Consider the following 20617-nt stretch of genomic DNA (forward strand, 5'->3'; position numbering starts at 1 on the left):
CGTCCGCGCCGCCACCAGACCCCCTCTGCCCGGAGGTATCCCCCGTGTTTGGCATGACCTCTTCTTGGTCCCGCCGCAAGACCGCCCTCGCCACCGCTTTCGGCGTCACCGCCGCGGGCACGGCCCTGTGGGCCGGTATCGGCGCCGCCCAGCCTGCGCACGCAGCCGGGCTCCCGGCCCCTGACCACGTCGTCGTCGTGGTCTTCGAGAACCACGCCTACAGCCAGGTCATCGGCAGCTCCAGCGCCCCGTACATCAACTCCCTCAAGACGGGGGGAGCCAACCTCACCCAGTCGTACGGCGTCACGCACCCCAGCCAGCCCAACTACCTCCAGCTGTTCTCGGGCTCCCACCAGGGCGTCACCGACGACAGCTGTTACACGCCGGGCTTCAGCTCCGCGCCCAACCTCGCCTCCGAGCTCATATCCGCGGGCAAGAGCTGGGCCAGTTACAACGAGACCCTGCCCAGCCAGGGCTCCACCACCTGCAGCAGCGGCAAGTACGCCCGCAAGCACAACCCCTGGTTCGCGTTCTCCAACGTGCCGACCAGCACGGCCAAGACCATGGCCCAGTTCCCCACGGACCACACCACCCTCCCCAAGGTGTCCTTCGTCGTCCCGAACCTGTGCAGCGACATGCACGATTGCTCCGTCGGCACCGGCGACACCTGGCTCAAGAACAACCTCAAGGCCTACGCGGACTGGGCCAAGACCCACAACAGCCTCCTCGTCGTCACCTTCGACGAGGACAACCGGCTCTCCGGCAACAAGATCCCGACGGTGTTCTACGGCCAGTCCGTCACGCCCGGCAGCTCCTCGGCCACCACGTACAACCACTACGACGTGCTGCGCACCCTGGAGGGCCTGGCTGGCCTGACCACCCATGCCGGGAACGCCTCCACCGCCAAGGACATCACGGGTATCTGGACGTCCTGACCATGTACGTTGCGGACAGTCGCGGTACCCCCGCGCCCGCCGTGACCCCCGAGCAACAGGCCGTCGCCCCGGGCACCAGCCCGGGGCGGCGCGCCGCGCTCGCCCCCACGGTGCTCGCCCTCGGCACGGTCAGCCTGATCACCGACGTCTCCTCCGAGATGGTCACGGCCGTGCTCCCGCTCTACCTCGTCGCCGGCCTCGGCCTGACCCCGCTCGGGTTCGGGCTGCTCGACGGGCTCTACAACGGCGTCAGCGCCCTCGTCCGGCTCGCCGGAGGCCACCTCGGCGACCGCTTCGGCCGCCACAAGGCCCTCGCCGGCCTCGGCTACGGCCTCTCCGCCCTGTGCAAACCGCTGCTGCTGCTCGTGCACACCCTGCCCGCCATCGGGGCCGTCCTCGCCCTCGACCGCACCGGCAAGGGCCTGCGCACGGCTCCGCGCGACGCGCTGATCTCGCTGGCGGCGGCGCCCGAGGAACGCGGCCGGGCCTTCGGCATGCACCGGGCCATGGACACTGCGGGCGCCCTCATCGGACCGGTCCTCGCGTTCCTCATCCTGCGCGGCGCCGCCGACGGCTACGACGCCGTCTTCACGGTCAGCGCCTGCGTCGCCGCCCTCGGCGTGCTCGTCCTCGTCCTCTTCGTACCCGGCCGTCGCACCGAGCGCTCCGGCGCAGCCCCCGCCGAACCGGTCTCCCTCAAGGCCTCCCTCGGGCTGCTGGGCCGCCGCGACCTGCGCCGGATCGGCCTGTGCGCGCTACTGCTGGGCCTGTGCACCGTCAGCGACGGCTTCGTCTTCCTGCTGCTGCAACACGCCACCGGGCTCGCCGACCGCTGGTTCGCCCTGCTGCCGCTGGGCACCGCGGGCGCGTTCTTCCTGCTCGCGCTGCCGCTGGGCCGGCTCGCCGACCGGATCGGCCGCTGGCGCGTCTTCCTCGGCGGCCACCTCGCCCTGCTCCTCGCGTACGGCCTCCTGCTCACCGACGTACAGCACCCGGTGCTGCCGTACGCCGTACTCCTGCTGCACGGCGGTTTCTACGCCGCCACCGACGGCGTCCTGATGGCCGCGGCCGCCGCAGCCGTGCCCGAGGAGCACCGCGGCGGCGGCCTCGCCCTCGTCCAGACCGGCCAGGCCCTGGCCCGGTTCGCCGCCTCGTTGGGCTTCGGCGCCGCCTGGACCGTGTGGGGCGCCCGGCCCGCCCTGGCCGTCGCCGCCGTGCTCCTCGCCGGGGCCGCCGCGGTGTGCGCCCGGCTGCGTCCCGCGGAAGCCGAGGCGGAACGCGCCGCCGCCGGCCCGGCCCCCGGCGCCTGACCGCCTCCCCCCACCCGCCGTCCCCGAAAGGCCCCCATGACCGTCCAACGCCGGATCCTGATCCTCGTCTGCGCCGTCGTCCTGCTCGCCGCCGTGGGGGTGTTCGCCGTCGTACGGGCCTCCTCCCGGGCCGACCAGAAGGACCAGCCCCAGGCCGGCGGCCCGCAGATCACCCGGGGCGAGGTGTCCCTGGCCCCGGGGGACGGCGGGCGGCGCATCGTGTTCCGGAACATGGCGTGGGGCCCACACCGCGACGAGCTCGCCACCGTCCCCGCCGACGCACCCGCGGGCCCCCGTACCGCCTCCGGGCTGAGCTGCCTGCGCTTCCACTCGGCGGCCGGCACCGGGATCTGCCTCCAGGCCGACAAGGGCGGAGTGCAGAGCTACCGGGCCGTGGTCCTCGACTCCGGGCTGCGGCAGGTCTCCGCGCATCCGCTGGCCGGCATCCCCACCCGGGCCCGGGTCTCGCCCGGCGGGCACCTGGTCGCCTGGACCGTCTTCGTCGGCGGGGACTCCTACGCGGGGACCGACTTCTCCACCCGGACCTCACTGCTCGACCTGCGCACCGGCAAGCTCGACGCCTCGCTGGAGGACTTCGCCATCCGCAAGGACGGCAAGGCGTACCGCAATGCCGACGTGAACTTCTGGGGCGTGACCTTCGCCGCCGACGAGCGGACCTTCTACGCGACGCTCGCCACCGGCGGCCAGACCCACCTGGTCCGCGGCGACCTCGCCGAACGCACCGTGACCACGCTCCGCGAGAACCTGGAATGCCCGTCCCTGTCCCCCGACGGGACCCGGCTCGTCTTCAAGAAGCGGGTTCCCGGCCTGCCGGCCGACGCCCCGTGGCGGCTCTACGCCCTCGACCTCGCCTCCCTGCAGGAGACCCCGCTCGCGGAGGCGCGCAGCGTGGACGATCAGGTGGTGTGGACCGACGACAGGACCGTCGTCTACTCCCTGCCCGGCGACTTCGGCGCCGACCTGTACCGGGTGCCGGCCGACGGCAGCGGCGAGCCCGTCAAGCTCATGGCCTCGGCCCTCGCTCCGGCCTTCCTCGGCTGACGCCGGGGGAAGGGCCGGGGCGAGGGCCGCCGACAGGGCCGTTACGCCGTTTGCAGGACCGTTACGCCGGGATCAGCGTCTTGCGCCGGCGCTTGCGCGGTGCCCCCGCGGACAGCCTCAGCTCGATGATCGACCGCACGGCCGGCCACTCCTCGTCGAGGATCGAGTAGAAGGCAGTGCTGCGCACGGCGCCGTCGAGCCCCCGCGAATGGGCCCGGCGGACCCCCTCGCAGGTGAACCCGAGCTTTTCCATCGCCGCGCGCGAGCGCACGTTGCGGGCGTCGGCCCGCAACGAGATGCGGCGCACGCCCCAGGACTCGAAGGCGTGGCGGAGCATGAGCAGCTTCGCCTCGGTGTTGATGCCGGTTCCCTGCGCGCCCGGGGACAGCCAGGTATTGCCGATCTCGGCGGCATCGGGGATGGCCGTCGCCGGATCACCGAAGGGGACGCCCGTCACGGCGGGCCACACCAGAGGGCCCTGCCAGTAATCGAGTTCGAGGAAGCGGGTCGAACCGACGACCCGGCCGTCGGTGGCTCTGACCACCGCGAAGGAGAGCGATCGACCCGCCGCCTGGTCGGCGAGGGCGCGGTCGATGTACTCGTGGGACGCCTGCACCCCATGGGGTACGGGGGTGAAGGCGTAAGTCGTACGATCCTCGGCCCCGGCCACGGCCAAGGCCTCGGTGTGGTGGGGGGCGAGGGGCTCCAGCCGCACGGTGCGGCCGGCGAGGAGTACGGGTACGGGCACGGAGCCTTCGGTCCTTCTGGGCGGTGGGGTGGTTGCACAGTGTGCGCTCCTGACGTCACCCCCCGCGCAAAACGCGGGTGAAAGGCAACGGGCTGTCAGGTGAACGCGAGTGGCTCAATGTAGCCCCTAAATGTGCTCTCATGAACCCCCAAAATGGCAACGCCGCGGCCATGTTTTCCGAGGACGAGGATCCCCGGATCCCAGGGTCCGCAATCCTGAACCACGGACATCCGTTCCCGTGCCGTGAAAACGGGTCTGACCTGCGAAGATGCGGGGTCGTTCCGGCCCGGCCGGAGGGCGCTCGGCCCGGCCGCCGCGAGGGCCTCGCCGAGGGCCTCGGGGGCCGTCCGCGCGCCGCGCCCCCGCCCTCCCCGGCGGCCCGGCCGCACAGCTGCCCGCAGAGCCCGGTCCGAAGGCGTAAATGGCCCGCCCCACCGGCCCCCGAATGGACCACGGCACTGGGCCATCCGACTGGTCGAGGGGCGGCAACACGGATCCTGCCCCCGCCCGGCGCCCCCCGGCGGCGCTGCCCGCGGCGGGGGCCGTGCTCCGGGTCGCGCGCCGTCCGGGCCCGGCGACCGGGTGCTCCGCCGGCGGGGGCCCCGGCCGCCTGCTGAGATCATCGTCCCCATGGACATGGACGACGTACTGCGGCGGCTGGCGGCCGTGGGGCCGTTCTTCAGCGTGCCGTACGGGACGCAGCCGCCCGGTGAGGGGTACCGGCCGCTGACCGAGCTCTACGGAGAACGACTCGGGACGTACGTCGACGAGGTGGGGCGGCGGATCGGCAGCGGGACCGGGCGGGTGGCGGCGTCGACCGCGCAGTTCGGGATCGCCTCGCGGCTGTGGTCGCTCGGGCTGGGGTGCGCCGCCCTGGCCGGGCGGGTGCCGGACCTGTCGGCGGACCGGGTGTGGTGGCGGATGCCGGCGGCGGGCTCGCTCCAGCTGTGGCTGCCCGCGCCCGGACAGGGGGTCCTGCCCGCCGAGGTGCTCGGCGCGCGCGTGCTCGGCCACCTCGGACTCCTCGACGCGGCCCTGCGGGAGCGGTTCGGGGTGTCGCCCAAGGTCCTGCGCGGGAACACCGCGTCGGCGCTGGTGGGCGCCCTGCGCGTGCTGATCGACCGGGTGCCCGGCGGGGCGGCCGTGGAACGCGTGGCCGACCTGCTGGCCGACGGCGGGGCGCTCGGCGGAACCGGCACCTTCCTCCACGAGGAGGCTTGGGGGTGGCTTTCGTACGGCGCAGCTGCTGCCTCTACTACAAGGTGCCGGGCGGCGGCTTCTGCGGGGACTGCGTGCTGCGCCGGTGAGACCCGCGCCCGGGTGCATCCGGCGGGGCCGCGGGGTCCGAAGGACGGACAAGAGCCCCCGCTCCGTCGGCGGAGCGGGGGCTCGTGGGCCGCGGCGCGACTAGAACGTGAGGTTCCAGGCGTCGATCTTGCCGGTGTCGGCGTTCGCGTTGTCGTTCACGCGGAGCTTCCAGAGGCCGTTGGCCACCTCGGAGGAGGCGTTGACGGTGAAGGTCTGGATGATGTTGTCGGTGCCGCCGCCCGCCCGGTTGCTCAGGGTGTAGACGGAACCGTCCGGGGCGACCAGGTCGACCTTCAGGTCACCGATGTAGGTGTGCTTGATGTCCACGCCCACCTTGAGGGTCGCGGGCGCGTTGCCGCTCACCCCGCTGACGGTGATGGGGCTTTCCACGGTGGCGTTGTCGTTGATGGCGAAGTCACCGAGGTTCTCGAAGTACTTGCCGGGCGGCGGGGTGGAGCCGACCGCCTTCAGCGCGTCGACCTGGCCCTCGCCGAAGAAGGCGTTGTTCGCCGTGGTGCCGGTGCAGCGGCTGTCCGAGGGGCAGGCGATGTCGTTGGCCTGGGTGGCCAGCTTGTCGCGGATCTGCGCCGGGGTGATGCCGGGGTTGGTGCTGGCGATCAGCGCGGCGACGCCCACGACGTGCGGGGTGGCCATCGAGGTGCCGCTCTTGGAGCCGTACGTGCCGCCCGGCAGCGTGGAGTACACGTTGCTGCCCGGCGCCGCGACGTCGATGACGCCCTGGCCGTAGTTGGAGAAGGAGGCCTTGGTGACGCCGGTGCCGTTCGCCGCGACCGTGACCACGCCCGGCAGCTCGGTCGGGATGTCCAGGCAGGCGTTGGTGATGGTGCGGGTGACCGGCGTCGAATCGTTCGGGCTCGCGGAGTCGGTCGTCTTGTGGGCGAGGTCGTAGTCCTCGTTGCCCGCGGCGGCGATCTGGAGCGAGCCCTTGCCCTCGGCGTACTGCTGGGCGCGCTTGACGCCCTCGATGATGGCGGCCTGGTCGATGTTGTCCGGGCAGTTGAACTGCCACGGGTCCGTGTAGTAGCTGTTGTTGGTGACCTTGAAGCCGTGGTCACCGGCCCACACGAAACCGCAGATGGTGTTCTCGGCGAAGAAGAACGAGTTGCCCGGCTCGGCGACGCGGACCGCGGAGATCTTCACTCCCGGGGCCACGCCGATGACGCCCTTGCCGTTCTTGGCCGCCGCGATGGTGCCCGCGACGTGCGTGCCGTGGGTGTCCACGTCGCGCCAGGCACCGGCACGGGTGTCGGGCTTGCCGTAGGCGCAGGAGACGGAGTCGGCCGCGTTGAAGTTCGGCGCCAGGTCCTGGTGCTGGTCGTCCACACCGGTGTCGAGGATGCCGACCTTGACGGAGGAGGAGCCGGTGGTGACGGCCCACGCCTGGTCCGCCTTGATCTGGCTCATGTCGGCGCGGACGGGCTCGCCGGCGGGCGTGCTGGCCTGGCTCGGGTTGGCGGGGAGCGCCGGGTTGTAGGCGTCGGCCGGCACGTCCGAGGTACGGGTCGCGCCGACCTGCTGGACGCCGCTGACCCCGCGCATGGTGGCGGCGAAGCCGGCCGAGGCGGAGTGGGCGACGATCACGCCGATGGAGTCGAAGTTCGAGAAGACCGTACCGCCGTTGGCGGCGATGGCCGAGCGCACCGCGGAGCTGTCACCGGGAGCGGTGATCACCAGGTAGGCACGGGTGCCGGCAACCCAGGTCGCACTCTGGGAAGTCGGCGCCGCGGCCGGGGCCATGGCACGGGCGGAGGGGGCGGAGGGGCCGACCGGAGCCGTGCCGGCGAGAGCGGCAGGGGTCCCGAGGGCCAGTGCGGCGCCGAGGGTGGCGGCCAGCACGAGCGTGCGTCGAGGTCGGCTGGATATGTGGGGTATCAATGCGTCCTCCGAAGACGGCCCGGCGGTGCGGGTGGCACCGATCGGGCCGTACGAAACGAGTGGTGGACGCAAGATGTCAGACGCGTGCCCGGGTATGGAAGTACCTTTTACAGCAGGACACTTTGCAGACCGGTGGCTGAAAATCGCCTATGGGGCGGGTGTGCGGGCCGACCGGGCTGGGCACCGTGGGGGCGAGCCCTGCCCGGTCGGCCCGTCGGGGCGTCCCGGTCAGGCCGGTACGCCGTCCTTGGCGCCGGCCGGCTGGCCGGGTACGGGGGCCGCGGGCTCGGCGGCGTGGACATCGTCGACCAGGTGGGCCTCGTCGAACTCCAGCCGCCCGGCCAGGACTTCGGTGGCGCGCTCGCGGTCGAACTCCTTCGTCCAGGTGCCGATGAGGACCGTCGCCACCGCATTGCCCGCGAAGTTCGTCAGGGCCCGGGCCTCGCTCATGAAGCGGTCGATGCCCACGATCAGCCCGACGCCGTCGACGAGTTCCGGCCGGTGCGTCTGCAGACCGCCCGCCAGGGTCGCCAGCCCCGCCCCGGTGACCCCGGCCGCGCCCTTCGAGGCCACGATCATGAACAGCAGCAGCGAGATCTGCTCGCCCAGGGCGAGCGGCTTGCCCATGGCCTCCGCGATGAAGAGCGAGGACATCGTCAGGTAGATCGCGGTCCCGTCCAGGTTGAACGAGTAGCCCGTGGGCACCGTGATCCCGACGACGGGCTTGGCCACGCCGAGGTGTTCCATCTTCGCGATCAGCCGCGGCAGCGCCGACTCCGACGAGGAGGTCGACAGGATCAGCAGGAACTCCCGACCCAAATAGCGCAGCAGCGAGAACACGTTGATCCCCGTGCACACCCGCAGCAGGGTCCCCAGGACGACGAACACGAACAGCAGGCAGGTCGTGTAGAAGCCGATCATGATGACGGCCAGGGACTTCAGGGCGTCGATGCCGGTCGCACCGACCACCGCCGCGATGGCTCCGAACGCGCCCACCGGAGCCGCCCACATGATCATCGCCAGCACCCGGAACACCAGCTTCTGAAGCTGCCCGATCCCGCGCAGCAGCGGCTCGCCCGCCGGTCCCATCGCCTGCAGCGCGAACCCGCAGAGCAGTGCCACCAGCAGCGTCTGGAGCACCTGTCCGCCGGTGAGGGCGGACACCAGCGTGGTCGGGATGATCCCCAGCAGGAAGTCCGGCGTGCTCTGCGCGGCGCCCGCCTTGGCCTGGGCCTCACCCGCGTGGCGCACCGCCTCCGTCAGGTGCAGTCCGCTGCCCGGCTCCAGCAGGTTCCCCACGAGCAGGCCGATCGCCAGCGCCACCGTGGACATGATCATGAAGTAGCCGAGGGCGAGACCGCCCACCGCCCCCACCTTGGCGGCCTTGCGCACCGACCCGATGCCCAGCACGATCGTGCAGAAGATCACGGGCGAGATCATCATCTTGATGAGGTTCACGAAGCCGGTGCCCAGCGGCTTGAGCTCCACGGCGGTGCCGGGCGCGGCGAAGCCGACGGCGATGCCGAGCAGCACCGCGGCGATCACCGCGATGTAGAGATAGTGGGTCTTGTCGGGTCTGGCGGCCACGTCGCCTCCTGGTGGTGATTGCGTTCCGGGAGACCATCGCCCACCGCTGTGACCCCGGTCACCCTTGCGTTCATTGAGTTCACGGCGGAGGGCAGACTGAGCGCCATGTTCCGCTTCCTCCGACCGCCGCGCAGTCTCGCCGGCCAGCTGTTCGCCATGCAGGTGCTGCTGGTCGCCGTGGTCGTCGCCGGCTGTGCGGTCTTCGCCTACGCCTCCGCCCGCGGCCAGGCCGAGGAAGCGGCCCGGCGCCAGGCCGGGTCCGTGGCCCGCGCGGTCGCCGACTCCCCGTCCGTCGTCGAGGCCGTACGCGGCGCCGGGCGGGGCGGCGACCCCTCGTCCGCCCTCCAGCCCTACGCCGAGCGCGTCCGGGTCGACTCCGGGGTGGACTTCGTGACGATCATGGCCCCGGACGGGCGGCGCTGGACCCACCCCGACCCGCGGCGCATCGGCGCGCCCTTCATGGGCAACACCGCCCGCGCCCTGCGCGGCGAGACCTTCAGCGAGACCTACACCGGCACCCTCGGACCCTCGATCCGGGTGGTCACCCCGCTGCTGGACCAGGGCCGGATCGTCGGCATGGTCAGCGCCGGCATCACCGTCCGCGCGATCAGCGCCCGGCTCGCCGAGCAGCTCACCGCCCTCGCCTGGGTCGCGGCCGGGGCCCTGGCCCTCGGCGGCGCGGGCACGTACGTCGTCAACGCGCGCTTGCGGCGGCACACCCACGGCATGAACGCGGCCGAGCTCAGCAGGATGTACGACTACCACCAGGCGGCCCTGCACGGGGTCCGCGAGGGGCTGCTCCTGCTCGACGGCCAGCGCAGGATCACCCTGGTCAACGACGCAGGGCGGGAGCTGCTCGGTGTCCACGGGGAGATCCGGGGCACCGGCGTCGCCGACCTCGGACTGCCCGCGCCGCTCACCGGCGCCCTGCTGGCCGACCGGCCCCGGGTCGACGAGGTCCACCTGACCGCCGACCGGGTCCTCGTGGTCAACAGCTCACCGGTCGCGGGCGGCGGCCGCCGCGGCACCGTCGTGACCCTGCGCGACCACACCGAACTCCAGTCCCTGACCGGTGAGTTGGACCAGGAGCGCGGGTTCACCCAGGCGCTTCGCTCCCAGGCCCACGAGGCCGCCAACCGGCTGCACACGGTGGTCTCCCTCATCGAGCTCGGCCGGGCGGACGAGGCCGTGGAATTCGCCACCGCCGAACTGGAGCTGGCCCAGGCGCTCACCGACGAGGTGGTCACCGCCGTCGGGGAGCCGGTCCTGGTGGCCCTGCTGCTCGGAAAGGCCGCCCAGGCCCACGAGCGGGGCGTCCAGCTGGTGGTCACCCCCGACAGCCGGGCCGCCGTCGGGCGGACCGCCGCGCTCCCGGCCAGGGACCTCGTCACCGTCCTCGGCAACCTCCTGGACAACGCGGTCGACGCCGTGACCGGGGTGCCGGGGGCCAGGGTCGCCGTCACGGTCCGGCCCGACGAGGACGGGCTGCTGCTCCGCGTCACCGACAACGGCCCCGGTCTGCCCGAGGGCGCTGCGGCAGAGGTGTTCCGCCGCGGCTGGTCGGGCAAGGGTGAAGGGCGCGGTCTCGGCCTCGCCCTGGTGCGGCAGGTGGCCCACCGGCACGGAGGCAGCGCGGAGGCGGCCGAAGCCCCGGGCGGCGGCGCGCAGTTCACCGTACGACTGCCCACGGGAAGGGAGCCGCAGGCGTGAGCGGGCCGCGCGGGCGCGAAGCGGGCGGCGCGGAGGCCGCCGAGGTGCGGGTACTGGTGGTCGAGGACGATCCGGTCGCCGCCGACGCGCACGCCCTGTACGTGGGACGGGTGCCCGGTTTCACGGCGGTGGGCGTCGTCCACTCCCTCGCGGAGGCCACCCGGGTCCTGGAGCGGACCCGGGTCGACCTGTTGCTGCTCGACCTCGGCCTGCCCGACGGCCACGGATTGCGCTTCGCGCGTCGGCTCAGGGCCTCCGGGCATCCCGTCGACCTGATCGTCGTGACCTCGGCGCGGGACCTGGCCGTGGTCCGCGAGAGCGTCTCGCTCGGCGTCGTCCAGTACGTACTGAAACCCTTCGCCTTCCCCACGCTGCGCGAACGGCTGCTGCGCTACGCCGAGTTCCGCGCGACGGCCGGGGAAGCGGCCGGTCAGGACGACGTGGACCGGGCGCTCGCCGCCCTGCGCGCCCCGAGCCCCGCCGAGCTGCCCAAAGGCCTCAGCGCGTCGACTCTGGACCGGGTCGCCGCGCTGCTGCGGGCGGCGCCCGAAGGGCTGACCGCCGCCGGGGCTGCCGAAGCGGCCGGGACCTCGCGGATCACCGCCCGCCGCTATCTGGAGTACCTGGTGGACACCGGACGCGCGGACCGCACCCCCCGGTACGGCCAGGTCGGCCGCCCCGAACTGCACTACCGCTGGCTGGCGGCGGCCGCTGCAGGCTCGGTGTCGAAGGTGTAGAACTTCCGGTGGTCGAGCAGGTCGGCCGGGGTCACGTCGTTCCACGGCCGCATGGTGTCGTGCAGGTCCACGACGTTCGCGGTACCGGCGGCGGGCAGGTAGGGCGACTGCGGGTGCCGGGCCTGCCACTCGGCCCACAGCTTGTCGACGTACGCGTGGTGCATCCAGAACACCGGGTCGTTGGGGGAGACCCCCGTGGCCATCTGGCCGCCGACCCAGACGTGCACCCTGTTGTGCAGATTGGCGCCGCGCCAGCCCTCCAGATGGTTGCGGAAGCCGTTCGAGGAGCTGTTCCAGGGTGCCGCGTCGTAGACCGGCATGTTCAGCACGGCGTCCACCTCGGCCCTGGTCGGCAGTTCGGCCACGCCCGTGCCGAGGGCCCGCCGCAGGTAGGCGCGTCCGTCCACGCGTACGGCTATGTTCCACTTGCCGGCGGCGTACGCGAACGGCCCGTCGAGTACCTGTCCGTCGCGGGCGCGTCCGGTGCCGCCGAGGAAGTCCGCGGCCCAGAGGGAGGAGCGGGTGGTGCGGTCGGCCGTCCAGTCCCAGTAGGGAAGCGAAACCTTCGGATCCACTTTTTGCAGCTCAGCCTCGAATCCCAGCAGAAACCGGCGGTGCCAGGGCAGGAAGGAGGGGGAGCGGTGGCCGACCCGGTCGCCGGAGTCGGTGTCCGCCATGATGAAGCCGTTGTGGGTGGTGACGAACCGGTCGTAGACGCCCGTGCGCTTGAGTTCGAGCAGCGCGTTGGTGAAGGCGCGCTTCTCCTCGGGGGTGAGCGCGGCCTGGTTCTTGCGGACGGTCATGCCGTGCCTCCCGTGGGCGCGAGCGGGAGGAGCGGGGCGCCCTGGAGCTCGCGCACGGCGGCGCGGGCCAGGGATGCGGGGTCGGAGAAGGTCTCGTAGTGGTTGACCACGCTGATCCAGGTGCCGTCGGCGTTGCGCATCACGTGCAGTTCGCGGCCGTCTATCCGAACGGTGGGCAGGCCGGGGGAGTGGTGGCCGCCGTGGTGGCCGCCCCCGCCGGGCGTGATCTGGATGCGCCGGCCCTGGTACACCTCGTCGACCGTGCCGGCGGGTAAGGGGGTGCGGGAGTCGGCGGCGGCCGCGTGCGCGGTGACGCCGGCGAGGCCGAGGGCGGTGAGTGCGCCGGCGGTGGTGCCCATGGCCTGCCGGCGAGTGATCTTGTTCATGGCCCGAAGAGGTATCAGCAGGACCTGAACCCAGTGGTGTTATCCGGACATCTGCGGATATGTTGCCCATAGAACCAGTTGGTCAGATCTTCCCGTCCGGGCTGATTTCCACGGCTCGAACGGGAAGATCTGTGGAGATCATCTTACCGGACAGTAATTTCTTCTGCCGGGGTGGCGTCCTATGGAGGGGGTCACATCGCAGAGTCGGCCGGAACCTGAAGCCGGACTTATTGTTATCTGTCACCTATAGTCCGGATATGCCTCTCCATGAGACGAAGCACGCCCGCATCCCCGACGCCGACACGGACGTGTTCACGTCCGCCCTGAGCGGCCAGGTCCTCCCCAAGTACCGGATGCCCGAGGACCATTCGCCCTCGCAGGTGGTCTACGAGCTGCTCCACAACGAGCTCCTCCTCGACGGCAACGCGGCCCAGAACCTGGCCACCTTCTGCACCACCTGGTCCGACGACGGCGTCCGCCGCCTCATGGCCGAATGCCTCGACAAGAACATGATCGACAAGGACGAGTACCCGCAGACCGCCGAGATCGAGGCCCGCTGCGTCAACATCCTGGCCGACCTGTGGCACGCGCCGGCGGGCCATTCCGCCACCGGCTGCTCCACCACCGGCTCCAGCGAGGCCGCCATGCTCGGCGGCCTCGCCCTCAAGTGGCGCTGGCGCGCCCGCCGCCACGCCCGGGGCCTGCCCGCGGACCGGCCGAACCTGGTGTGCGGGCCGGTGCAGGTCTGCTGGGAGAAGTTCGCCCGGTACTTCGACGTCGAGCTGCGCCAGGTGCCCCTGGAGGAGGGCGCCACCGGCCTGCGCCCCCACCAACTCGGCACGTACGTCGACGAGAACACCATCGGTGTCGTCGCCATCCTCGGCGTCACCTACACCTGCGACTACGAGCCCGTCGCCGACCTCGCCGCCGAACTCGATCTGATCCAGGCGGCGCACGGCTGGGACATCCCGATCCACGTCGACGCGGCCAGCGGCGGCTTCGTCGCCCCCTTCCTCCACCCCGACGTGCCGTGGGACTTCCGGCTGCCGCGGGTCGCCTCCATCAACACCTCCGGCCACAAGTACGGGCTCGCCCCGCTCGGCGTCGGCTGGATCGTCTGGCGCACCGCCGACCTGCTGCCCGCCGAGCTCGTCTTCCACGTGGACTACCTCGGCGGCGACATGCCGACCTTCGCCCTCAACTTCTCGCGCCCCGGCGGCGAGGTCATCGCCCAGTACTACCTGTTCCTGCGCCTCGGCCGCGGCGGCTACCGGCGCGTCCAGCAGTCCTGCGCCGACACCGCCCGCCACTTCGCCGGCGAGATCGCCGCCGTGGGCCCCTTCACCCTCCTGTACGACGGCCAAGGCGCCCTCCCCGCCGTCTGCTACCGGCTCACCGACCCGGCCGCGGCCGGCTTCAGCCTGTACGACCTCTCCGACCGGCTGCGGATGCGCGGCTGGCAGGTGCCCTCCTACCCGCTGCCCGCCGACCGCGGGAACACGGTCGTCCAGCGCGTCCTGGTCCGGCACGGGGTGACCCGCGACCAGATCACCCTGCTCGCCGCAGACCTGCGCCGGGCCGTGGACCACCTGACGGCGACCCCCCAGCCCGTCCCGGCGACCGCACCCCGCCCGGGCTTCCACCACTAGATGATTGATTCCAAGGGGTCCTGCGCTGCGCGTTGAGGCGCTGAACGCAAGAACGCGGTCTCCTGGTGCGGTTGTCGGCAGCAGCAGGGGATGAGCATCACCGGCAGACGGTGTACAGCCGCTTCCGGACCTGGGAGTTGGACGGGACCTGGGAGCGGCTGTCCACCGCGATCTTGGCCGAGGCGGCCGGAGCGATCGAGTGGATCGTGGGTCTGTCGCCTGGGACGCGGGGCTCGGCTGTCGCGTAGCGGAAGCCCGAGCGTGGGCTCGCCTGGGCCGGAGTTCCCCGCCGTACCGGCTGGGAAAACCGCTGTCGGGCAAATGGATCAAGATGAACCCGGAGCTGCTCGACCTGCTCCGCGCCTGGGAACCGGAGGACTGAGCGTGACGACACGCCACCGCGTACGAACCGGCCGCTTGAATCGCGAACGGTCTCGTACCGAACGGTGGCGGTCTCACTCTGTCGATGATGCAGGCCATGCTCGGCTATACCTCCGAGGCCCGTTGGCTCCGGCATGCCCGGGCCCACCTGAGGCACCTGTTCCCGTACCTGCCGGAGCAGCCCGGCTACTGCGCAGCCACACGCGCTACTTCTGGGGACTTCGGCTGCACCTGCTGTGCACGCTGGGCGGGCTGCCGGTCGCGTTCGTGCCGACCGGGGCGAAGGCCGACGAACGCGAGATACTCCTCGACATCTTCGCCACCGAACCCACGCTCGTCACCGACCGGCCACCTGGACAGACGCTGGTCGGCGACAAGAACTACTTCGGCCGCGAGTTCGAGTCGCAGCTGGCCGACCTGAACATCGAACTGCTGCGTCCGGCCCGCAAGGGCGAGGCCGAGCGGGCCGGATCACAGCTGTTCAAGCCGTTGCGGCAGGTCATCGAGTCGATCAACGAGACCTTCAAGGGCCAACTCGACCTCGAACGCCACCGCGGCCGCACCCCCGGCGGCGTGATGGTCCGCGTGCTTCGGCGAATCCTCGCGCTGACCGCCGCCATCTGGCACACGAGCACACCGGCCAGCCCGTCATGCGGTCCCTGACTGCCTATGACCACTGACGGCTTGGAATCGATCATCTAGCGGCTCCGGCCGTGACCCGCCGGACCCCCGGCCCGGGCGAGCCACACCCGCGGCCTCAGCTCCGGGGCGTGGACCACTGCATGTCGAGGGCGGTCAGGGCCGCGACCCGGTCCGCGGTCAGCAGGTCCGCCCGCGCCCGCTGGTTGGCGATCCACGAACCCAGCCGGAACTCCTGGCCGCCGACCCGCTCCACGTGCGTGCGCGGCACCCGCAGATGGCCCTCCCGGGCACGGAACTCCCGGGCCGCCCCCAGGTGCGCCGCCCACTTCTCGGCCTGGCTGCGCCGCGGCCGCGGGAGCTCCGGCCCCGTCGCCGGGGTCACCCCGAGGGTGTGCTCCAGCAGCCAGCGCTGCGCCCAGGTCAGCCGGTCCCAGGCCGACCGCTGGGCCCGTACCCACACCCCCAGGTCCTCGCCCTGGACGACCGCCTCGCCCCGGGAGAGCGGCAGCCGGCCGCCTGCATCCAGATGGACCCGGGTCAGGTGGAAGGCCCGCTGCCAGGAGATGTCCCACGCCGGGCACCAGGAGGCGTCGATGGCCTCCAGTGCCTCCCGGCGCTCCTCCGGCAGCGCCCCCGGCCCCTCGCGGCGGGCCGCCGCCCGCTGGTTCTTCACCCAGACACCGACCGGCGCGCCGCGCCAGGTGGCGTCCACCGGCGGCAGCAGGTGCCCGTGTTCCGCCGCCCAGCCGCGGGCGGCCGCCAGACCCTCCTCGAAAGCCACGTCGAAGTGGCTCCACACCATCCGGAGCGCGTCCAGCTGCGCGACCCGCTCCCGGCCGAGCGCACCCCGCCGGTACGTACGCCGCGCGTCCGCGATCCACTGCCCGAGCGGGAACCCGGCCAGGGCCGGCGGCCACGCCGGGTCACCGGCCGGCACCTTGAACCCGAACGGGACCTTCAGGTCCCCGGCCGCGGCCGCGTAGATCCGCGCCGCCTCCACCCCCCGCCGCCAGTTCCCGTGTTCGGGGTGCAGCACGCGCAGCCGGATGAAGGCCGCCAGCAGCGCCGGGTCCCGCGGGGTGGAGAAGCTCAGCAGCGACTCGACCGCGGACCGGGCTGCCGCGGCCTCGACCGGCTCAGAGGGCCGCCCCGGCACCTGCGGCTGCGCCAGGGCCTCCACCAACCGGGTGTCGTGCGCCCGCAGCGCCTCCAGGAGCCGCGCGAGGTCCCCGTACGCCCGGGAGGTCAGCATCGTCCGCGGGCCTTCACCCGGCCCCAGCAGGACCGGCACCACCAGCGAGGCGACCTTGCCCTCGCCCGGCCGGATCCGCAGCGCCCGCCCCACCGCCTGCACGAGGTCGGGCATGGACCCCCGGACGTCCGCCCAGTAGACGGAGTCGCACTCCTTGGTGTCCACACCCTCGCCGAGTACCCGGACGCTCCCGAGGAAGGCCTTCTCCGCTCCCCCGTCCGCGGCGAACGCCTCCAGCACCTGCCGCCGGTGTGCCGCCGAATGCTGCCCGCACAGCCAGTCCGCCCGGACGGTACGGGGATATCCCGGCCGCCGGCCGCGGCCCGACGCCCTCAGCCGCGCCGCCACCTCGGGCAACCCGGCGGCGAAGGCCTCGGCCTCCTTCGTCAGGTGATGGAACACCAGCGTCCGCCGGAAGCCCTGTTCGGCGGACGCCTTGACCAGGGCCGCCTGCAGCGCCGCCAGCCGTGCCCCGCGCACCGCGTCCGAGCGGCCGTCCCGGCCCAGCAGCACCGCCGCCTGGAACGCGGGGTCGGTGACGTCCACGCAGACGACCCGGTACGGGGCGCAGATGCCCCGGTCGATGGCCTCGGCGAGGGTCAGGGTGTGGCAGCGGGCGCCGAACGGGCCCTGCGGGTCGTCCTCCATCGACGCGACGAGCTCGCCCCGCCCCCGCGCCGGCGGGCCCGAGCCCCCGGCGCCGCCCTGCTCGCCCTCGTCGGGGTCCTGCCAGACCCGGGGCGTGGCGGTCATGTAGAGACGCCGCAGGGAGGGGATACGAGCGTTGTCGTGCACCACCGCCCAGGGTTTGCCGATCCGCCCGGACGTGCGGTGCGCCTCGTCGACCACGATCAGGTCCCAGCCGGGCAGTCCGGCGAGGTGCGCGCGCTCGATGGTGCCGAGGCCGAGCGAGGCGTACGTGGCGTACACCGTCACCCGTTCCCCGCTCCGGCCGCCCCGCCGGGCGAGTTCGGCCGGATCGGTGGTGGTGGGCAGGCCCGCCTCCTCGGCGCGCAGCGAGCACACGGCGAGGGAGCGGCCGGTGCGGCCGCCCTCCCGCCAGGCCGTCACGGTCTGGACGAGCAGGTCCAGCGAGGGCACCAGCACCAGCACCCGGCCGGCCCGCAGCTCCTCGGCGGAGCGCACGGCGACGAGGGACTTGCCCGCACCCGTCGCCATGACGACCTGGGTCCGCAGCCCGGCCGCCGGGACCCGGCCACCGGCGGGCAGCTCCAGGGCCCGCACCACGGCATCGACGGCCTCGCGCTGGTGCGGACGGAGTTCCATCTTCGGCATGCACGCCACCCCGCCCACTGTGATCTGCTTGTTCGGCTCCAGCTCCTATCTTGCTCCCTTTTCTGAAGCAGCCGGGGAAGCGCGCCGGGGGAGTGGGTCGGAGGAGCGGTCGGGGGAGCGGGTCGCCGGCGGCACGGCGGGGCTACATGCGCGCCCCGAAGTTCTGCGTCCACCAGGGGCCGCCGGGGCCCTGATGCATGCCCACGCCGATGTCCTTGAACGAGCAGTTGAGGATGTTGGCCCGGTGGCCGGGGCTCTTCATCCACGCGTCCATCACCGAGGCCGCCGTCTGCTGGCCCTTCGCGATGTTCTCCCCGTACGTGGACCAGCGGTAGCCCGCGACCGTCGTCCGCTTGCCCGGGTCGGCGCCGTCGGGGTTGGTGTGGGAGAAGAAGTCCCGGTTCGCCATGTCGTCGGAATGCCCCTGGGCGGCGGAGCGCAGCTGCGAGTCCTCCTTGAGGGGGCCACAGCCGGCCGCGGCGCGCTCCTCGTTGACCAGGGCGATGACCTGGCCCGCGATCCCCTGCGGGGCGGGTGCCGGAGCGGGCGCGGAGGTCCGCGGCGAGGGCGTCTTGGAGGCGGTCGGCGTCGGGCTCGGGCTGGTGCTCTCGGCGGACGGGCTCGGGGAGGCCGACGCCGAAGGGGAGGGCGATGCGGACGGCGAGGCGGAGTCCGAGGGCGCGGCGCTCGCGGATTCGGGCGCCGACAGCGCGGCCAGCGGCGAGGGAGCGGCGCCCTCCGCCTCGGTGTCGCCCGAACCGGGGAAGCCGCCGAGGTAGGCGAGGCCGCCGCCCGCGACGCACGCGGCGATCACCGCACCGCCTATGGCCCGCCGACGGCTGCGGCGGCGCTTGCGCAGTACGCTGCGGCCGCCGCCCGGGGTGCCGGCCGGGGCGCCGCCCTGCGCGGAGACGGTCGGGGTGAGCTCCGTCGCGTGGTCCGCGGACTCCGCGGGTATCGCGGAGCCGGAGCCCGGGCCCGCGGCCGAGCCCGGTGCCGATGCCGTGGCCGCGCCGTCGAATCCGTATGCGCCCGCGCCGCTGTCGGCCCCGTACGCCGCGCCCGCCGGGACGAAACCGCCCGCCGCCGCCGACCGTACGCCTGCCAGCAGGGCCGCCGACACCGGTACCAGGGCAAGGCCGGCGAGCAGCCCCTCCGCCGGGAGCAGGCCGTTCCACAGACCGGCGCAGCGCAGGCACTCCCGCGCGTGCCGGGCTATTCGCTTGCGCCACAGCGTCGACGCGACCCCGTCCCAGCCGGTCGTCACCGTTCGCAGGGTCTCGCACGGCGGCTGGGCGTCCAGCGCCCGCTCCACCACCCGCGCCGACTCCAACTGCGCCTTCATCCGCTGCACCCGCACCGCGGTGTGCTGCGGGGAGAGTTCCAGGGCCACGGCCATCTCGGCGCGGGTCAGCTCACCGGCGCACTCCAGCCACCACAGCGACAGCAGCGCCCGGTCCTCGGGCTCCAGCCAGCGGGTGGCCCGGGCGGTTTCCCGCCGCTGGCCCTCCAACTGGAGCCGTACGACGGTCAGGTCCACGAAGTCGGCGCCGGGATCGGCGAGCTCCCAGGCGGCTTCCAGGCCGCTCTCGCCGGGGGCGCTGTGCCGGGCCTGCCAGTGCGCACGCACCCGGTTCATGGCGATCGCGACCAGCCAGGACCGGAAGCTCTCGTCCGAGCGCAGCCCGCCCAGCCCGTCGAGCGCGCGGAGCATCGTGTCCTGCACCACGTCGTCCACGTCGCAGGACCCGTTCAGGGCCCGCCCGACGATGTTGTAGACGAGCGGCAGATAGGTGCCGACGAGTTCGTCCTGCGCGCGGGGGTCGCCCGCACGGGCCGCTGCCACCAGCGCTGCCGTGTGCTCAGTAGTCATGTGATGTTCCCTGTCCGTACCGGCCGTCGATGATGCCCAATGCCTGGGAGACCGTCGAGGGGAGCTCGGATAACACTTATCGCGAAAATCCGGAGGGCGAGTTCGCGGCCCGTACCGAACGGGGCCGTACGGACGCGTCCGACCGGGTGGGGCCGCCTCGGCGCCGCAAGCATCGCATCCCCCCGTACGGCCCCGGGCGCCGCCCTCCGGGGCCGCTACAGCAGGGGAGCCAGTGCCTCGGCGGCCGCGCGCACCATCGGGGCGTACGACTCGATCTCCTCGCGCGCGACGAGAGGGGCGAGCGTGGTGACGCTGACTCCGCCGACCGGGTGTCCTCCGGCGTCGAGGACAGGAGCGCCGACGCAGCGGACGGCAGGCTCGTTCTCCTCGTCGTCCAACGCGTAGCCCCGGGCACGGACCAGCGCCAGTTCCGCCCGCAGAGCGCGCACGTCGGTCAGCGTCCGCGGGGTGCGCTCCGGCAGTCCCGCGGCCCGGACGAACGCGTCGAACTCCTCCTCCGGCAGGTGGGCCAGGATGCTCTTGCCGACGGCGGTGCTGTGCAGGGGCATCCGCATCCCGATCCGCGACGCCGTCCGGAAGGGCTGGCCGCCCTCCAGCTTCCGGATGTAGGTGAGGGACTCCCCGGTGTGCAGGGCCAGGTGCACGGTCTGGCCGGTGGCCTGCTGCAACTCGCCCAGGATCCGCCCGATGTCCGCCGGCTCGCCGCCACCGACCAGCGCGGAGAGCTCCCGCAGGCGCGGGCCCACCCCGTAGCGGGAGTCCGCGTCGACGCGGACGAACCCCTGCTCGACCAGCGAGGCGAGGATCCGGAAGGTGCTCGACTTCGGTACGGCGGCCGCCGCCGTCACATCGGTGAGGCGGTGGGGGCCTCCGGGCGAGGCCACCGCCTCCAGGATCCGCATCGATTTCTCCAGCGCCGTGCCGGCCGCGGACGTCCGGCCGCCGCCGCCGCGGCCGTGGCCGTGTCCGTGGCCGAGTCCGTGGCCTGTCGTGTCGGACACCTGACCTCCAAGGGCGTTGA

Annotated in this window: 15 protein-coding genes and 1 pseudogene; 8 read left to right on the top strand and 8 right to left on the bottom strand. The window is 72.8% G+C overall.

Features of this window, described 5'->3' with window-relative positions:
* Positions 1-53 precede the first annotated feature (53 nt).
* Genes AB0B01_RS03565 through AB0B01_RS03575 form a run of 3 tightly spaced genes read left to right on the top strand, consistent with a single transcriptional unit; the run spans position 54 to position 3307 of the window.
* A complete protein-coding gene (locus AB0B01_RS03565) occupies positions 54-935 on the top strand; it encodes an alkaline phosphatase family protein (protein WP_361712448.1) in 882 nt (293 codons plus the stop codon).
* Between the two features lie 2 nt (positions 936-937).
* Positions 938-2245: an MFS transporter gene (locus tag AB0B01_RS03570; RefSeq protein ID WP_361712450.1), complete on the top strand. Its 1308-nt coding sequence runs from the start codon at positions 938-940 to the stop codon at positions 2243-2245.
* A 36-nt stretch (positions 2246-2281) separates the two neighbouring features.
* The gene (locus AB0B01_RS03575; protein WP_361712452.1) at positions 2282-3307 is read left to right on the top strand and encodes a hypothetical protein; all 1026 of its coding nucleotides are present in this window, start codon (positions 2282-2284) and stop codon (positions 3305-3307) included.
* Between the two features lie 61 nt (positions 3308-3368).
* Here AB0B01_RS03575 and AB0B01_RS03580 read toward each other — a convergent pair whose 3' ends face one another.
* Positions 3369-4055 carry a GNAT family protein gene (locus AB0B01_RS03580; RefSeq protein ID WP_361712454.1) on the bottom strand — a complete coding sequence of 229 codons (687 nt, stop codon included), beginning with the start codon at positions 4053-4055 and terminating at the stop codon, positions 3369-3371.
* Between the two features lie 1223 nt (positions 4056-5278).
* Here AB0B01_RS03580 and AB0B01_RS03585 point away from each other — a divergent pair.
* Positions 5279-5362 carry a (2Fe-2S)-binding protein gene (locus AB0B01_RS03585; protein ID WP_361712597.1) on the top strand — a complete coding sequence of 28 codons (84 nt, stop codon included), beginning with the start codon at positions 5279-5281 and terminating at the stop codon, positions 5360-5362.
* 100 nt (positions 5363-5462) lie between these two features.
* Here the strand turns inward: AB0B01_RS03585 and AB0B01_RS03590 are convergent, their stop codons facing one another.
* Both AB0B01_RS03590 and AB0B01_RS03595 read right to left on the bottom strand, forming a co-directional pair.
* Positions 5463-7220: a S8 family serine peptidase gene (locus AB0B01_RS03590; protein ID WP_361712456.1), complete on the bottom strand. Its 1758-nt coding sequence runs from the start codon at positions 7218-7220 to the stop codon at positions 5463-5465.
* A 267-nt stretch (positions 7221-7487) separates the two neighbouring features.
* Positions 7488-8846, bottom strand: coding sequence for a cation:dicarboxylase symporter family transporter (locus tag AB0B01_RS03595; protein WP_361712457.1), 1359 nt, complete (start codon positions 8844-8846; stop codon positions 7488-7490).
* A gap of 105 nt (positions 8847-8951) precedes the next feature.
* Between AB0B01_RS03595 and AB0B01_RS03600 the strand changes: the two genes are divergently transcribed.
* Positions 8952-10556: a sensor histidine kinase gene (locus AB0B01_RS03600; protein ID WP_361712459.1), complete on the top strand. Its 1605-nt coding sequence runs from the start codon at positions 8952-8954 to the stop codon at positions 10554-10556.
* Positions 10553-11293: a response regulator gene (locus tag AB0B01_RS03605; RefSeq protein ID WP_361712461.1), complete on the top strand. Its 741-nt coding sequence runs from the start codon at positions 10553-10555 to the stop codon at positions 11291-11293. The genes AB0B01_RS03600 and AB0B01_RS03605 overlap by 4 nt, the downstream gene beginning before the upstream one ends.
* Here the strand turns inward: AB0B01_RS03605 and AB0B01_RS03610 are convergent.
* On the bottom strand, positions 11245-12096 hold the full coding sequence (locus tag AB0B01_RS03610; protein WP_361712463.1) for a tyrosinase family protein: 852 nt from the start codon (positions 12094-12096) through the stop codon (positions 11245-11247). The two genes, AB0B01_RS03605 and AB0B01_RS03610, sit on opposite strands and share 49 nt — an antisense overlap.
* On the bottom strand, positions 12093-12482 hold the full coding sequence (locus tag AB0B01_RS03615; RefSeq protein ID WP_361712465.1) for a tyrosinase cofactor: 390 nt from the start codon (positions 12480-12482) through the stop codon (positions 12093-12095). Before AB0B01_RS03615 ends, AB0B01_RS03610 begins: the two co-directional genes overlap by 4 nt.
* A 257-nt stretch (positions 12483-12739) precedes the next feature.
* On the opposite strand from AB0B01_RS03615, the gene AB0B01_RS03620 reads away from it, so the two are divergent.
* Positions 12740-14131 carry a glutamate decarboxylase gene (locus tag AB0B01_RS03620; protein ID WP_361712467.1) on the top strand — a complete coding sequence of 464 codons (1392 nt, stop codon included), beginning with the start codon at positions 12740-12742 and terminating at the stop codon, positions 14129-14131.
* Between the two features lie 454 nt (positions 14132-14585).
* Positions 14586-15192, top strand: a pseudogene (locus tag AB0B01_RS03625) (transposase); the annotation flags it as partial.
* A 77-nt stretch (positions 15193-15269) separates the two neighbouring features.
* Here AB0B01_RS03625 and AB0B01_RS03630 read toward each other — a convergent pair.
* From AB0B01_RS03630 to AB0B01_RS03640, 3 genes are all read right to left on the bottom strand, one after another.
* On the bottom strand, positions 15270-17702 hold the full coding sequence (locus AB0B01_RS03630; protein WP_361712469.1) for a Helicase associated domain protein: 2433 nt from the start codon (positions 17700-17702) through the stop codon (positions 15270-15272).
* 142 nt (positions 17703-17844) lie between these two features.
* Positions 17845-19575: a sigma-70 family RNA polymerase sigma factor gene (locus AB0B01_RS03635; protein ID WP_361712471.1), complete on the bottom strand. Its 1731-nt coding sequence runs from the start codon at positions 19573-19575 to the stop codon at positions 17845-17847.
* A 215-nt stretch (positions 19576-19790) separates the two neighbouring features.
* Positions 19791-20597 carry an IclR family transcriptional regulator gene (locus AB0B01_RS03640; protein WP_361712472.1) on the bottom strand — a complete coding sequence of 269 codons (807 nt, stop codon included), beginning with the start codon at positions 20595-20597 and terminating at the stop codon, positions 19791-19793.
* Positions 20598-20617 lie beyond the last annotated feature (20 nt).

The sequence above is a fragment of the Streptomyces sp. NPDC044571 genome (assembly GCF_040647115.1).
In the GTDB taxonomy this organism is placed as follows: domain Bacteria; phylum Actinomycetota; class Actinomycetes; order Streptomycetales; family Streptomycetaceae; genus Streptomyces.